This window comes from Providencia sp. M-27, from assembly GCF_011077905.1.
GTDB classification, from domain to species: domain Bacteria; phylum Pseudomonadota; class Gammaproteobacteria; order Enterobacterales; family Enterobacteriaceae; genus Providencia; species Providencia huaxiensis.
The window spans coordinates 97,997-112,760 of record NZ_JAALBT010000012.1; the positions used below are offsets into that span (position 1 = coordinate 97,997).

13 protein-coding genes are annotated in these 14,764 nt (G+C 40.1%); 5 read left to right on the top strand and 8 right to left on the bottom strand.

Translation table 11 applies throughout. The annotated features are described in order from the left end of the window. Positions 1-12 precede the first annotated feature (12 nt). From lepA to rpoE, 5 genes are all read right to left on the bottom strand, one after another. On the bottom strand, positions 13-1,806 hold the full coding sequence (gene lepA / locus G6Q48_RS16275; protein WP_166267612.1) for a translation elongation factor 4: 1,794 nt from the start codon (positions 1,804-1,806) through the stop codon (positions 13-15). A 419-nt stretch (positions 1,807-2,225) separates the two neighbouring features. Further along, the gene (rseC, locus tag G6Q48_RS16280; RefSeq protein ID WP_102137506.1) at positions 2,226-2,690 is read right to left on the bottom strand and encodes a SoxR-reducing system protein RseC; all 465 of its coding nucleotides are present in this window, start codon (positions 2,688-2,690) and stop codon (positions 2,226-2,228) included. Between the two features lie 3 nt (positions 2,691-2,693). Next, positions 2,694-3,644 (bottom strand): sigma-E factor regulatory protein RseB, encoded by a 951-nt coding sequence (gene rseB, locus G6Q48_RS16285; RefSeq protein ID WP_166267574.1) that lies wholly within the window; start codon positions 3,642-3,644, stop codon positions 2,694-2,696. Continuing rightward, positions 3,644-4,267, bottom strand: coding sequence for an anti-sigma-E factor RseA (rseA, locus tag G6Q48_RS16290; protein ID WP_102137504.1), 624 nt, complete (start codon positions 4,265-4,267; stop codon positions 3,644-3,646). The genes rseB and rseA overlap by 1 nt, the downstream gene beginning before the upstream one ends. 58 nt (positions 4,268-4,325) lie before the next feature. Then, positions 4,326-4,904: an RNA polymerase sigma factor RpoE gene (rpoE, locus tag G6Q48_RS16295; RefSeq protein ID WP_166267576.1), complete on the bottom strand. Its 579-nt coding sequence runs from the start codon at positions 4,902-4,904 to the stop codon at positions 4,326-4,328. A gap of 394 nt (positions 4,905-5,298) precedes the next feature. Here rpoE and nadB point away from each other — a divergent pair, with 394 nt between their 5' ends. Continuing rightward, the gene (nadB, locus tag G6Q48_RS16300) at positions 5,299-6,894 is read left to right on the top strand and encodes an L-aspartate oxidase (RefSeq protein WP_166267578.1); all 1,596 of its coding nucleotides are present in this window, start codon (positions 5,299-5,301) and stop codon (positions 6,892-6,894) included. 47 nt (positions 6,895-6,941) lie between these two features. On the opposite strand, the gene trmN is transcribed toward nadB, so the two are convergent. Further along, positions 6,942-7,676, bottom strand: a complete 735-nt coding sequence (gene trmN, locus G6Q48_RS16305; RefSeq protein ID WP_166267580.1) for a tRNA(1)(Val) (adenine(37)-N(6))-methyltransferase TrmN — start codon at positions 7,674-7,676, stop codon at positions 6,942-6,944. A 158-nt stretch (positions 7,677-7,834) separates the two neighbouring features. On the opposite strand from trmN, the gene G6Q48_RS16310 reads away from it, so the two are divergent. The 4 genes from G6Q48_RS16310 (at position 7,835) to srmB (ending at position 12,484) form a co-directional block, all read left to right on the top strand. Then, positions 7,835-8,566, top strand: a complete 732-nt coding sequence (locus G6Q48_RS16310) for an IclR family transcriptional regulator (RefSeq protein WP_102137501.1) — start codon at positions 7,835-7,837, stop codon at positions 8,564-8,566. A gap of 2 nt (positions 8,567-8,568) precedes the next feature. Then, positions 8,569-9,486: a formimidoylglutamase gene (hutG, locus tag G6Q48_RS16315; protein ID WP_166267582.1), complete on the top strand. Its 918-nt coding sequence runs from the start codon at positions 8,569-8,571 to the stop codon at positions 9,484-9,486. A gap of 272 nt (positions 9,487-9,758) precedes the next feature. Beyond that, the gene (gene gltS / locus G6Q48_RS16320) at positions 9,759-10,964 is read left to right on the top strand and encodes a sodium/glutamate symporter (protein WP_166267584.1); all 1,206 of its coding nucleotides are present in this window, start codon (positions 9,759-9,761) and stop codon (positions 10,962-10,964) included. Between the two features lie 182 nt (positions 10,965-11,146). Continuing rightward, positions 11,147-12,484, top strand: coding sequence for an ATP-dependent RNA helicase SrmB (srmB, locus tag G6Q48_RS16325; protein WP_102137498.1), 1,338 nt, complete (start codon positions 11,147-11,149; stop codon positions 12,482-12,484). Positions 12,485-12,516: 32 nt separating this feature from the next. Here the strand turns inward: srmB and G6Q48_RS16330 are convergent, their stop codons facing one another. Next, complete coding sequence (locus G6Q48_RS16330; protein WP_102137497.1) at positions 12,517-13,962, bottom strand: ankyrin repeat domain-containing protein; 1,446 nt, start codon at positions 13,960-13,962, stop codon at positions 12,517-12,519. Between the two features lie 158 nt (positions 13,963-14,120). Continuing rightward, positions 14,121-14,504 carry an autonomous glycyl radical cofactor GrcA gene (gene grcA, locus G6Q48_RS16335; RefSeq protein ID WP_004912835.1) on the bottom strand — a complete coding sequence of 128 codons (384 nt, stop codon included), beginning with the start codon at positions 14,502-14,504 and terminating at the stop codon, positions 14,121-14,123. Positions 14,505-14,764: the final 260 nt, after the last annotated feature.

Here is a 14,764-nt window from a genome sequence, read left to right on the forward strand (position 1 = left end):
CTCCTTGTAAACTTAGTCTTTACCAACGTGCAATATAGCAAGGAACGCTTCTTGTGGTAGCTCAACGTTACCAACTTGCTTCATACGTTTCTTACCATCCTTTTGCTTCTGCAACAGTTTTTTCTTACGGCTAACGTCACCACCATAACACTTGGCGAGTACGTTTTTACGCAATTGTTTAACTGTAGAACGAGCAATAATGTGGTTACCAATCGCTGCTTGGATCGCAATATCGAACTGCTGACGCGGGATCAACTCTTTCATTTTTTCAACCAGTTCACGGCCGCGATATTGAGAATTCGCACGGTGAGTGATCAAGGCCAAAGCATCTACACGCTCATTGTTAATAAGAACATCAACACGCACCATGTCTGATGTCTGGAAGCGTTTAAATGCATAATCTAAAGATGCATACCCACGAGATGTTGATTTTAAGCGATCAAAGAAATCCAATACCACTTCTGCCATTGGGATTTCGTAAGTCAGCGATACTTGATTACCATGATAGACCATATTGGTCTGAACGCCACGTTTCTCAATACAAAGTGTAATAACGTTACCTAAATATTCTTTAGGCATCAGCATGTGGCATTCTGCGATTGGTTCGCGTAATTCTTCAATATTGTTCAATGCTGGTAGCTTAGATGGGCTATCAACATACACAATATCACCGTTGGTCTGCTGCACTTCATATACTACAGTCGGTGCAGTGGTAATCAAATCAAGGTCATATTCACGTTCTAAACGCTCTTGAATGATTTCCATGTGCAGTAAGCCAAGGAAACCACAACGGAAACCGAAGCCTAGCGCTGTCGAGGTTTCCGGTTCATAGAATAAAGAGGCGTCATTTAGACTTAACTTACCTAATGCATCACGAAATGATTCATAATCATCAGAACTTACGGGGAATAAACCCGCATAAACCTGTGGTTTAACCTTTTTAAAACCAGGTAATGCTTTATCTGCTGGATTACGAGCGCCAGTTAACGTATCCCCAACTGGGGCGCCGGTGATATCTTTAATCGCACAAACTAACCAGCCCACTTCTCCGCAACTCAAAGCATCACGGTCAATTTGCTTCGGTGTGAAAATACCAAGGCGGTCTGCGTTATACACTTGCCCTGTGCTCATGACTTTAATTTTATCGCCTTTTCTCAATGTTCCGTTCTTAATACGGATCAATGAAACAACGCCTAAATAGTTATCAAACCATGAGTCAATAATCAGTGCTTGTAAAGGTGCATCCACATCCCCAACAGGCGGTGGGATCTCTTTAACGAGGCGCTCAATCACATCTTGAACACCAATACCTGTTTTTGCAGAGCAGCGAACTGCATCATGTGCGTCAAGACCAACAATATCTTCTATCTCATCGGCAACACGCTCAGGATCGGCAGCGGGTAAATCAATTTTATTTAAAACCGGAACAACTTCTAAGTCCATTTCGATAGCGGTATAGCAGTTTGCCAAGGTTTGAGCTTCAACACCTTGCCCTGCATCAACCACCAGCAAAGCACCTTCACAGGCTGCTAATGAACGAGATACTTCATAAGAGAAGTCAACGTGACCCGGTGTATCAATGAAGTTTAATTGGTAAGTTTCACCATCTGAAGCTTTATAATCAAGCGTCACGCTCTGTGCTTTAATGGTGATCCCACGCTCACGCTCTAAGTCCATCGAGTCTAAAACTTGTGCCGCCATTTCGCGGTCGGTTAAACCACCACAAATTTGAATAATGCGGTCTGACAAGGTCGACTTACCGTGGTCGATATGAGCAATGATGGAAAAGTTTCTTATATTATTGATTTTCAAGGTAATATCTTCTTTTAAATTGCCTTACAAAATCAGTTTTGTGCAAATATCGCAACAAAACTAAAATGCTATGATTATCACAAGATTGTTAATTAGCTGCATTTTACATATAAGAACCCGCTAACACAAAGATTCAATGTAAAACAACTGTAAACCTGCATCAGGTTAATAGGTTAGTTGCCGTAATTCATCATTAATACGACCCACATCAACCACTTTTATAGCCATAATCAATCTATTGTAATTTCTAACTCAAAACTGACAAAATATGTTAATGACTTGATTTGTCATAATACTATATCTGTCATAATACTATTTGCCTGCTAACTAACTCTCATCCACAAAAAAGGGAAACATATGTTCCCCTTCTATTGATAATATCAAATTAACCTTCTAACTCAACATATTGAAATTTAGCAATTAATTTGCACTGAAAGCTCGTTTGGAGGTAACCCAATCTGTAAAACGACGGGTTGAAAAGCTTCATCATCACGCCAATTTGATGCAAGTCTACGCGCGACATAAAAACCAATAATACCACCAATTACACCTGAAATCGCTATCCAGAACTGTTCAAAATCAAACGCCTGCGCTAAGCCAGCAAAAATAAATAACCCCAAAATAGGCGTTAGATAAACTAATAGCGCTGAACGAATCAAACTTCCTTCAGGAATACCGACTTCAATTTTTTGTCCTTCAACTAGCGGTTGTTCAATCGCAATTTCTAATTCATGTTCCGTATTTGGCCCTATTTTGCTTAAAGCATAAGAACCGCAGGTTTTACGAGCACCACAACTGCCACACCCGGACGAAGAACCATAGCGCAATAAAGCCCTACCGTTTTGCCAACGGACTACTGTTGCCCACTCTTTTACCATAATTTACTCCCGAAACTGAATACTACCTGCTACCACTTGTGCTGTTGCTAACGGTAATTCACCGATGATAGTGATGACATTTTGCTTTTGCGTCATGGTGTAAATAGTTCGACGCCCATTTTGAAGCGGTTGGTCAAGTAACGGGCCTTTAGTCGATTTTGTCACATTTACAGAAAAGGTAAATAAACCATCACTAAACATTGCGGTTTCTACCACGTCATCTTCAGCTAATTTTCGCGAAGAGCGGGATATTTCTTCAAAACCAGGTGGTAACATGCCAACTTGCCATTTAAAGGAAGGATTTCCATTTTTAGGGGAAATCAATAATGGCGGCATATTTACCTTACTTAACGCAAGTAATGAATCCTTAACTGTTTGGCTATCTAGCACCGTCGAAATCACACGAAATTGTTCTAATGTTTGGCTATTATTATCGAGAAGGTCGATACGTAATGGCAATTTCGTTTCTTCATCGATCAATACTACATAGTTAAACCGAGAATTGTCTTTCGATATTATGCGAATTACTAATGCTGGCCTATCGACAATGTGGGTACGCCCAGCATCAATAAAATTATAATAAGGTTTAATCTGTTGATAATTGGCAAAAACTACTGATGGTAAATTATCAACTATATATTTACCATTTAAGCTAAATGCATCAAAACCAGGTTCAAAGTAACTGATACTATTGCCTTTTTGAACAATTTCACGGCGCGATGAGTCCATTTGGATCATCTGTGAAACAGGCTCACCATTAATGATTGCGTGGCGGTAACGTACTGGTGTTATTGATTGCGGGCTGAATGTCATATAAGACATTTCGTAAGAGAGGTTCTGGGCAGCATTTCCCATTTCTTTAAAAAGAACATCGGCATCTAGTTCAGATGCCGAAGCTTGATTAGAAATAATCAGGCTGCCCGTCAGGCAGATGACGGATAACCATTTGTTCATTATTGCAATTTAACTCCTGCTGAAGACGCAGGTTGTGCAGACTCTTGGTATTGCTGGTTAAGCATCGAGCGTCTTTCAATTTCATATTGTTGAAGCATCGCATTAATGCGTTGATTTTGCTGTTCAACTTGTTGAATTTGCTGCTCATTACCAAACAATTGGTTATCTGAGATATTCAAGCTAACTGGCGCCCCACTACCAACAGGGATCGTGTTAAACATTGGCTCGTCAACAGGAGAGTCAACAGCACTACTTTGGTTATATTGTTGAACACCAACAATCACGGCCAAAGATACACAAGCGGCAACACCAATTTGAGTTAACTGGCTCGCCCAAGGACGAATTTTGCCCCAGAATGGGAAAGCCCCCCAAGTCGCAGGTTCTGGCTGCGATTCGACAACTACCTGAGGATTAATACGCACAGCTTCATTCTCTAATGCTGCCGCAACTTTACTTGCAATATCAAAGTGCATGACTTCACTAGTATCGTTACGCAGAGTATCACGAATAAGATGATAGCTCTCCCAACGTTGTTTTAACGTTGAATCACGTGAAATAGCGTTGACCAGTTCTAAGTCTAGTACTTCGCCATCCATCATTGCGGAAAGTTTCTCTCTTTGCATGCCCAATTACCTTCAGTTAATTGTATCACAATTATATTTAATTGACTGATTTAACATATCAATATTGTTGAATCAGTGGCTGAACTTTATTGTCAATTGCTTCCCTTGCCCTAAAAATTCGAGAACGTACGGTGCCAACTGGGCAATCCATTATTTCTGCGATTTCTTCGTAGCTCAATCCATCTAACTCGCGAAGCGTAATTGCCATTCTAAGATCTTCAGGCAGCGATTCGATGGTTCGGAAAACAACGTTCTTTAATTCATCAGACAACATTAAGTTCTCTGGGTTCGAAATTTCTTTTAAGGCACCTGCGGTTTCAAAGTTTTCTGCATCACTCGCTTCCAAGTCCGACGCAGGTGGGCGTCTATCTTGGGCAACTAAATAATTTTTAGCTGTATTTACCGCAATCCGATAAAGCCAAGTATAAAACGCGCTGTCACCACGAAACGAACCAATGGCACGATAGGCTTTTATAAATGACTCCTGCGCAACGTCAGGCACATCTGCTTGCGGTACATAGCGGGATACTAGGCTCGCGACTTTATGCTGATATTTTATCACCAATAAGTTGAAAGCTTGTTGATCGCCTTTCTGTACCTTTTCAACCAAAATCTGGTCGGTCAGTTGCTCGCTCATTCCAGGAAATATCTCCCGAATTCAGGCCGATAATATGTTAACTTGATCATGTTCTCCCTTCCTAAAGCAAGCACTACTTTGAGTAGTAGAATTCGTTGAAGTTCAATTTAATCTAAAAAAATAGTCAAAAATTTACAAAACTGATAAAAAAATTACTTAGATGATCTTAAAGATCCTTATTAAAACAACTGCCTATAATAATCTTGCAGACTCATATGACAGCATACAGATTTTAAATACGAATGCGATAGCTATCACAGTAAAACCATTTGAATACGTAAATAGCGCTAGGTCAATATACTGTGTCTTAACAGCCATCCACTAATAGCAATAGGGCACTCGATAGGCTAACATAAAAAACTCAATACATACTATTATATACATGCAAACACTTATGAACGGATCCACACAGCATTACACTGATATTTTAATCATTGGGAGTGGTGTCGCAGGACTTTCAGCTGCCTTACGGCTCGCCCCTTTTCATCAAGTGACCATTCTCAGTAAAAGTAGCCTCAGTGAAGGGGCATCTTATTACGCACAAGGCGGTATTGCCGCTGTTTTTGATGACACTGACAGCATCGAATCTCATGTAGAAGACACGCTAATTGCGGGTGCTGGTATCTGCCAGAAAGAAGCGGTTGAGTTTATTGCCTCCAATGCGAAACATTGTGTTCAATGGCTTATAGACCAAGGTGTTTTATTCGATACTGAAATTACCGAGAACGGTGAAACACAGTATCATTTAACACGTGAAGGTGGTCACAGCCATCGTCGGATCCTACATCATGCAGATGCGACAGGAAAAGAAGTTGAAACCACCTTAGTCGACCTCGCTTTTGCCCATCCAAATATTCATATTAAAGAACGTTATAATGCCGTCGACCTTATCCTTTCTAATGAGGTTGAATCACCACGAATTCTAGGCGCTTACGTATGGAACCGCCAAAAAGAACAAGTTGAAACCATTCGAGCGAAAACGATTGTTCTCGCCACAGGTGGAGCGGCTAAAGTTTATCAATATACTACAAACCCAGATATTTCTTCTGGTGATGGCATCGCAATGGCATGGCGAGCTGGCTGCCGTGTTGCTAACCTTGAATTTAATCAATTCCATCCGACTTGTTTGTTTCACCCACAAGCACGTAATTTTTTATTAACTGAAGCATTACGTGGTGAAGGGGCTTACCTCAAGCGCCCTGATGGAAGCCGGTTTATGCCTGATCACGACGATCGTGGTGAACTTGCCCCTCGTGATGTTGTTGCGCGTGCTATTGACCATGAAATGAAGCGTCTTGGGGCTGATTGCATGTATTTAGACATCAGCCATAAGCCTAACGTTTTTGTTAAAAATCATTTTCCAACTATTTATGCGAAATTGATGACTTTAGGGCTAGACCTGACCAAAGAGCCTATCCCTATCGTTCCTGCAGCCCATTATACCTGCGGTGGTGTTATTGTAGATGAAGCCGGTATGACTGATATCACGAATCTCTATGCTATTGGCGAAGTTAGCTACACAGGCTTGCACGGTGCAAACCGTATGGCTTCCAATTCGCTATTAGAATGCTTGGTATACGGCTGGGCTGCGGCAGAAAACATTAATAAAACGATCAAACAGATCGATGAAATCCCCTATTTATCTGAATGGGATGAAAGCAGAGTACATAATTCAGATGAACAGGTTGTTATTCAACATAACTGGCATGAATTACGTCTATTCATGTGGGATTATATGGGGATTGTAAGAACCACAAAGCGCCTTGAACGCGCACTGCGTCGCATCCATCTATTGCAGCAAGAAATTCATGACTACTATGCAAATTTCCGTATTTCAAATAACTTACTTGAATTACGTAACTTAGTTCAAGTCGCTGAATTAATGGTTCGTTGTGCATTAGAACGCAAAGAGAGCCGTGGGTTACATTACACCTTAGATTACCCAGAGCCACGTCCTAATTCAGGCCCCACTATTTTACAGCCTGAATAACCAAAACTTTAGCCGGCCCTTAGTGCCGGCTTTAGTATTTACCTAATTTAGTATTTCACATAAAATGGTTGGATTAGTTTACGAAATTCATCGGTATATTCCCCATTTTCTTCCTTGAGCGCTAATGATGTCACCTTAGTTTCAATATTCTGTAATCGTAAACCTAACAACATCCGATGATAAGGTGTTACCCTTTTATCACTCACATTGATGCGAAAAGCAGTAAACCAGCCAGAATCTTCGGCCATCTTCTGTAATTTCTCCCCTGCGTCATGTGGTAGCACTAAGCAAAATAGTCCATGAGCAGCAAGGCAAGCTTTCGCACTTTCAAGTAAAACATCATGTGTTAACGTTGATGTATATCTTGCTTGGTCTCGTTTTTCATCTCGACATGCAACCGCAGGCTCGAAGTAAGGTGGGTTACTGACAATTAAATCATATTGCGCGGGAGACGACTGGCTGTAACTTACAATGTCCTGGTTGATAACCTGTAAACGCTCAGCCCATGGTGACCCAATAAAGTTTTCTTGCGCTTGCGCTGCTGCATCACTATCTAACTCAACGGCATCAACACGTAATATTGTATTTCTCTGTGCTAGCATCAACGCGATTAACCCGCTACCGCTCCCAATATCTAAAGCAGACTGGATACCCTCTACAGGGGCCCAAGCACCCAATAGCACACCATCCGTTCCCACTTTCATCGCACATCGGTCATGAGCCACAAAAAACTGTTTAAACGTAAAACCGCCTTTGCGGTAATTCTTTTCTTGCTTACACATTCAGGCACTCTAATTGGTTAATACTTATTCGATCATTCTCATTTTAAGCAAATAAAAGTGATAATTTAACCTATTTGCTACAATATAATTCTCATATTACGGGAATTATATTTGAGACGGAAAAAATTTACTGATAAGTTCGAAAAAAAGGAGATGCCATGAACAGTATAAATAGAACCTTAGACATCTTGTCTTACATTACAACTTGCGCCTCTCCGGTGACACCACAGTCTATTTCGTCAGCGCTAGATATCCCATTATCAACCGTTTATCGGTTACTGACAATTCTCATAGATTGGGAATTTGTATCTCACGCAAAACAATACGGTACATATTGCGTCGGTTCGCAGAGTATCAAAAATCAAGAAAAATACTATCACCACAGTTTATTGATGAGCGCCTCTAAACAAGAGCTACAAACTTTAGCGAAAAAAACCCAAGAAACCGTGGCGATTATCACCTCAAATCTACGAGAAACCATTTGTGTCGACATGATAGAGAGTGAACAAGCACTGCGCTGTTCCTTTATTATTGGTCGTGGTAATACCTTAATTAAAGGCGCCAGTGCGAAAACATTGTTAGCTTTTCGCCATGAACTCTATCAAAAACAAGTGGTTGAAGCTCATACAAAGCAATTAACCACTGAACAACAAAAAATAAAGCTACAACAAGATTTACAACAAATACGCCAACAAGGTTACGGCATGTCTGTAAGTGAAATCGATGAAGGCGTACTGGGTGTCTCTGCCCCCATTTTCAAAGGGAATGATGTATTAGCCGTCGTTTCAGTTATGGCACCTGAATTTCGTTCTACGCATCGTGTGGATGAATTTATCACGCACACCTGCCAAGCCGCGCATAACATCACTAAACTAATTAACTTGGAGTAACTATGACACAACCTTTCCAATGGCAAGGGCGCACAGATGGTGAAACACAAGAACACTTGCGCATCCACCAAGTCATGAACAAACACGCACCCGCCAAATTTGCATTAATTGGTTTTGCCTCTGATGAAGGCGTCCGACGCAATAAAGGCCGCCAAGGCGCTAAAGCAGGCCCTGATGCAATTCGTCACCAGCTGGCAGGGTTGCCTATTCATCAACCACTTGCGATCAAAGACGTTGGTACAATCCGCTGTGATGATGGCAATTTAGAAGCAGCACAGCGCTGTTTATCTGACCAACTTATTGCTCTCCTCGCTGATAACCAAAAGCCGATTGTCCTTGGCGGTGGTCATGAAGTTGCATTTGCAAGCTTCCAAGGTTTGTTTGACTATGTTGAACAGTATCAAACAGGTAAAACGATTGGCATTATCAACTTTGATGCACATTTTGATTTACGCGAAGCCCCTGTCGCCACATCTGGCACCCCATTTTTACAGTCCGCCATGCTGTGTCAGCAACACCAACGTCCTTTCCAGTATTTATGTTTAGGCATCGCTGATCATGGCAATACAAAAGTCCTATTCGATACCGCAGATAAATTGGGTTGCCAATATATCCGCGATAAAGAGTTAGCTTATTCCAAGCTACCTCAAGCTATTGAAAAAATTAAAAACTTCATTGGCGCTGTAGACTATTTATATGTCACCGTTGATTTAGATGTATTTTCTGCAGCTATCGCACCGGGTGTGAGTGCGCCTGCACCGAAAGGCATTTCCACTGAAATTTTTGATGAACTATTTGCCATTATTAAGCACAGCCAAAAAATTGCTGTTTTTGATATCGCAGAATGCAACCCTGAATTTGATATTGACAACCATACTGCCAAACTCGCGGCTTATTTGATTTACCAATACTTATTCTAATAAAACAACACAACAACTCGACTGATAAATACACTGTTTCTCACGCTGTTAAGATAATTAATTTTCAAACACCACAATAAAAATAGCTTTGAAGTTGATTATCAAACTAGCCGTAGCGCAATGACTTAATAGTTTTTAACTATTGAATTTCGCGTTACAGCTAGGCGGCAAGTGACGTTATCCCTAGGAGCATACAAAAGTATGTGACTAGGGTAACGGAGCGCGGCCAACAACGCTGTAGCGTGAAAGACAACAGTTAAAAAGGGAAAAATATGATTCTACACCTCGACACACTCTCCACCCTCTTCCTAACGGTGATCTGCCTACTCATGGGGATCCACTTAAAAAAACGCATCGAATGGCTACAACGCTTCTGTATCCCTTCTCCCGTCATTGGTGGTTTTCTCGTTAGTTTGATCATTTGGGGGCTTAAATCATTTAACCTAGCCGAAATCAACTTTGATACCAGTTTACAAACCTTCTTAATGGTCGCCTTCTTTACAACTATTGGTATTGATGGCAGCTTCCGCATCTTAAAAAGTGGCGGCCGGTTACTCTTTATCTACCTGTTTATCTGCTGGTTTGTGGTTATCTTCCAAGACACCTTTGGTGCAGGCCTTGCGCATTTACTCGGTGTTGACCCTGTTATTGGTATCATGGCTGGTGGTGTTTCACTTACTGGGGGCCATGGCGGTGCGGCTGCCTTTGGTGGAATGGCTGAAGGCCTTGGTGTGCAATCTGCAACAGTTGCAGCAATTGCCGCGGCAACTTTTGGCCTAATTACAGGAAGTTTACTCGGTGGCCCTATTGCAACATTCTTAATTAAGAAATTTAATGTGCAGATTAAAGCAGATGAAAACGTTGAGCGAGTTCAAGTTCCTGAAACTATCGCAGGGAAAATTGAATCTATCGATGCTCATGCTTTTCTAAAAATGCTGGCGCTCGTCCTAGGGATTATGGTCATCGGCCAATTCGCTTCAGCGCAATTTACTAAAGCAACCGGGTTTTCATTACCCAGCTATGTTGGGGCGATGATCATTGCAATCGTAATTCGCAATGTTAATGACCAAGTAGAATTATTCCGTATTAACCAAAAATCGGTTGACCTTATCTCTGAAGTTTCACTTGGCCTATTTTTAACTATGGCTATGATGTCACTGAAAATATGGGAACTAAAAGCTGTTGCTTTGCCACTATTCACCATATTATTGGCACAAGTCATTATTTTAATTCTATTGGTTGTCTTTGTCATTTTCCGCTTATTAGGCAAAAACTACGATGCCGCGGTAATGTGTGCTGGCTTAATGGGGCATGGTTTAGGCGCAACGCCAAATGCAATGGCAAATATGTCCTCTGTATGTGAACGTTACAAACAAGTATCAATGAAAGCTTTCATGATTGTGCCACTCAGTGGCGCGGTGCTCATTGACTTAGTTGGTATTCCTTATCATACATGGTTAATTAATATACTTAGCTAAGCATGATGAAGGAGGAGCTTTCTCCTCCTTCAATTATTTATCTTCCCTGTATTTCATTCATATGTATCGATATATCGCTCCCTGTCCGTAATGAAAACAGTTACACTTGAGCAAAGCTGATTTTTTCAGGTGAACAATTTTGCTAACCTGTTTATAATCAGCGCCCCAAATAGAGGTATATCATGACTGCATCCACTTTTACTGAACTTGAACTTGATGAAAGCCTAATAGATGCGCTTTCAGACAAAGGCTATCAACGTCCGACTGCTATTCAAGCGGCAGCCATTCCTGCTGCAATGGATGGCCGCGATGTATTAGGTTCAGCCCCGACAGGAACAGGTAAAACCGCCGCGTTTTTACTGCCTGCGATCCAACATTTACTTGATTTCCCTAGAAAGAAATCAGGTCCGCCTCGCGTTCTAGTTGTCACGCCAACGCGTGAATTAGCCATGCAGGTTGCTGACCAAGCAAAAGAATTATGCGCCCATAATCACTTAGATATCGCTACAATCACGGGTGGTGTTGCTTATATGAATCACGCTGAAGTTTTCAGCGAAAATCAAGACATTGTCGTCGCAACAACAGGCCGTCTACTCCAATATATTAAGGAAGAAAACTTTGACTGCCGTGCCGTTGAAATTTTGATCCTTGATGAAGCTGACCGCATGCTCGACATGGGGTTTGCAAATGACATAGAAACAATCGCAGGTGAAACACGCTGGCGTAAGCAAACCATGCTGTTTTCTGCCACTCTTGAAGGCGAAGCGATTCGTGATTTTGCTGAGCGCTTATTAGAAGACCCAATTGAAATTGATGCAGACCCTTCTCGTCGTGAACGTAAAAAAATTCAGCAATTTCATTACCGAGCTGACACGCTAGAGCATAAAACAGCCTTACTGTGCCATTTATTAAAACAAGACGAAGTCACCAAAGCCATCGTTTTCGTTCGTAAGCGTGAGCGTTTACGCGAATTAGTTCAATGGTTACGTGAGGCCGGTATCGAACCTTGCTATCTCGAAGGTGAAATGCCACAAGCTAAACGCAATGAAGCTGTACGCCGCCTAGTTGATGGCCAAGTTAAGGTACTCGTTGCAACAGATGTGGCTTCTCGTGGTTTAGATATCGAAAACGTTAGCCATGTATTTAACTTTGACTTACCGAGAACTGCTGATGTGTACTTGCACCGTATTGGTCGTACTGGTCGAGCGGGCCGTAAAGGAACGGCAATTTCCTTAGTCGAAGCGCATGATTTCCCTTTATTTGGTAAAATTACTCGTTATATTGAAGAGCCTATCAAGATCCGTGTTGTGGATTCTTTACGTCCAACAACTAAAGCCCCTTCAGAAGCGATGTTAAATAAACCAAAACCATCGAAGAAAGTACTTGCTAAGCGTAAAGAAAAGAAAAAAGAAGAACAAGCCAAGAAAAAAGAAAAAGTACGCCATCGCGACAAGAAAAATATTGGGAAACGTCGTACTCCTGCTAGCCCTTCCGTATCAACAGATAACGACAAAAGCTAGTCACTAAAAACGGGTTTAGGCCCGTTTTTTATTTAGCTCATCATTTGAAAAGCTTTATCTCGCATTTGTTTACCTTCAGGCGTTAATAAATCATATTTAATAATGTGGTTACCAAGTATATCCTTACAGTCTAACCCTTTATTATTTTTGATTCGCCAATCAGCCCCATTCTCTAATAATAATGCAGCAACATCGAGAGCATGGCTATTTAAGGCATCGTGTAAAGGAGTATTCCCAAAATTATCTCTAATATTAACTGCTAACCCATTTTTTAATAAAAGTTGTGATTGTACAAAACAGCCATTTTGCGCCGCTAAATGTAGAATACTTTTTTGTTCTCTTGATTGAAACATTTTAATTGTTTGACCATATCGGGATTCAATTAAAATTTTCATAAATTGCCCATTAGCCGTTCTAACTGAGTGTTGAGCCAGAAAATTAATGTCACAAGGTTTATGGCCTAATGATAAAAGTGCTGAAAACTCAGTTATATTCCCTTTTCTTATTGCACTTTCACAACACTCTTGCCAACTCATTTCCTGTTTTTCTTCTTTAATTGGAAACGTTTCTAATGGTATTTCTTTTACCTTATTATATTCACCTGTAATTGCATTCCAATTATTCCATGGTTTATACTTGCACATAACCCTAATAATTTTAAGCATTGAATGAGCAATAAAACTTCTTGTCAATAAACGGGTCGGTAACCAATCTTTCCAAGAACTATGTTCGCTATAAGCCATTTTAATACAATTTCCCAATGCAGAAGGGATCGGTAAAGAGTTTTGTAATCTATCGAGCCAGTCATATTGCACCGTGTAATAGCGTATCAACCCTTCTTGTGCCATTTTTTCAGCAATGTGATAATCAATCCCAATATTATTAATAGTGTTTTTTGCCAACCCTGCAGGACTGAATGCAATACAGGGGGATTGACTCGCTAACGCCGCAATTGAAGCTAGTCCTCCTCCTAATGAATGTCCCGTGCAAATCGTATTTCCATTTACTGCATTGAATAAAATATTCATCAAGTTAACAGCTTGATAATATTGAAACTCATAAAAACCAAGACCTTGACGAATATTACTGTAAAAATCGATAATATCATTAGTACCAGCAAAACAAAGAATATATAAATCATTAAATCGACAGATATTAGCTTGAAATCCTGTTTGATCGTCATTTAATAATTCAGCGTTAATTCCAAGATCATAAATCTCTTTATTATTTAATCTTTCAACTCCTTGTATATTCCGCCAATCTTTATGATAGGCCCCCTGCGATAGTAAAGCTAAAATATAATCGTTTTGTTGAGCATTCCCTCCTAAAAAATCCTCTCTTAATATATTTTTAGGCCATTGTTCTGTTATGCAAGGTTTAATCTCTTGGTGTTCTTGCCGTAAATAAATATTTAAATTTTCTCTAACAAAAACATATTCATCTTTTTTTGATAGTGTTTGTTGTGTAGATAATAACATGAATTCTCCCTAACAAGTGTATTTGTTGGAAGAATATTGAAATACAAATAACCAAGGAGGGAAATAATCAACTTTATTAGTAACAAATAAAAAGCCATTGATAACAATGGCTTTAGAATTTAATATACATTACTAGATGTAATTATATTTAATATTTATTACAAGCTTTCAGTGAAAGTACGAGTAATAACATCACGCTGTTGTTCTGGTGTTAATGAATTAAAACGCACAGCATAACCAGAAACACGAATTGTTAATTGTGGATATTTTTCTGGATTTTTGACTGCATCTTCTAATGTTTCACGGCTCAATACGTTAACATTTAAGTGCTGACCACCTTCAACGCGTACAGTTGGTTTCATTTCTAAAGGAACTTCACGATACTCAAAAGCACCTAATTCGTCTTTAGCAACGATTTGCCCTTCGTTATAATCGGCTTTCGCACAAACACAACGAGCTTCATTTTTTTCGTCATCGAGTAACCAGAACGAATTCAACAATGCTGCATTATCAGTTTTTGTAATTTGAATACCTGTAATCATGTCGACCTCCACGTTCGAGCTAGATTGCATTCGATTTGCTTAATAAATCGAAGCTACATTAACCATTAATCTTATGAAAACTTGCAATTGGATATTTGGTCTAACCAATGTATATAGGTATTTTATACCAGCTAGAACCCCTTTTTTCTTTGATATTTATCAATTATTCCACTTAGCAACTAATTTACTCAGCTCAACTTTATGATTTAAATCAAAATTCATAATTTGTTTTTTTAACTATTTTTATAAAATTTCAATTT

Excerpts from the sequence above, each read along its gene's own strand:
- trmN (WP_166267580.1), bottom strand. The coding sequence starts at position 7,676 with ATGTGTAAGCAAGAAAAGAATTACCGCAAAGGCGGTTTTACGTTTAAA.
- gltS (WP_166267584.1), top strand. The coding sequence starts at position 9,759 with ATGATTCTACACCTCGACACACTCTCCACCCTCTTCCTAACGGTGATC.
- rseB (WP_166267574.1), bottom strand. The coding sequence starts at position 3,644 with ATGAACAAATGGTTATCCGTCATCTGCCTGACGGGCAGCCTGATTATT.
- srmB (WP_102137498.1), top strand. The coding sequence starts at position 11,147 with ATGACTGCATCCACTTTTACTGAACTTGAACTTGATGAAAGCCTAATA.
- G6Q48_RS16310 (WP_102137501.1), top strand. The coding sequence starts at position 7,835 with ATGAACAGTATAAATAGAACCTTAGACATCTTGTCTTACATTACAACT.
- G6Q48_RS16330 (WP_102137497.1), bottom strand. The coding sequence starts at position 13,962 with ATGTTATTATCTACACAACAAACACTATCAAAAAAAGATGAATATGTT.
- rpoE (WP_166267576.1), bottom strand. The coding sequence starts at position 4,904 with ATGAGCGAGCAACTGACCGACCAGATTTTGGTTGAAAAGGTACAGAAA.
- nadB (WP_166267578.1), top strand. The coding sequence starts at position 5,299 with ATGAACGGATCCACACAGCATTACACTGATATTTTAATCATTGGGAGT.
- grcA (WP_004912835.1), bottom strand. The coding sequence starts at position 14,504 with ATGATTACAGGTATTCAAATTACAAAAACTGATAATGCAGCATTGTTG.
- rseC (WP_102137506.1), bottom strand. The coding sequence starts at position 2,690 with ATGGTAAAAGAGTGGGCAACAGTAGTCCGTTGGCAAAACGGTAGGGCT.
- rseA (WP_102137504.1), bottom strand. The coding sequence starts at position 4,267 with ATGCAAAGAGAGAAACTTTCCGCAATGATGGATGGCGAAGTACTAGAC.
- hutG (WP_166267582.1), top strand. The coding sequence starts at position 8,569 with ATGACACAACCTTTCCAATGGCAAGGGCGCACAGATGGTGAAACACAA.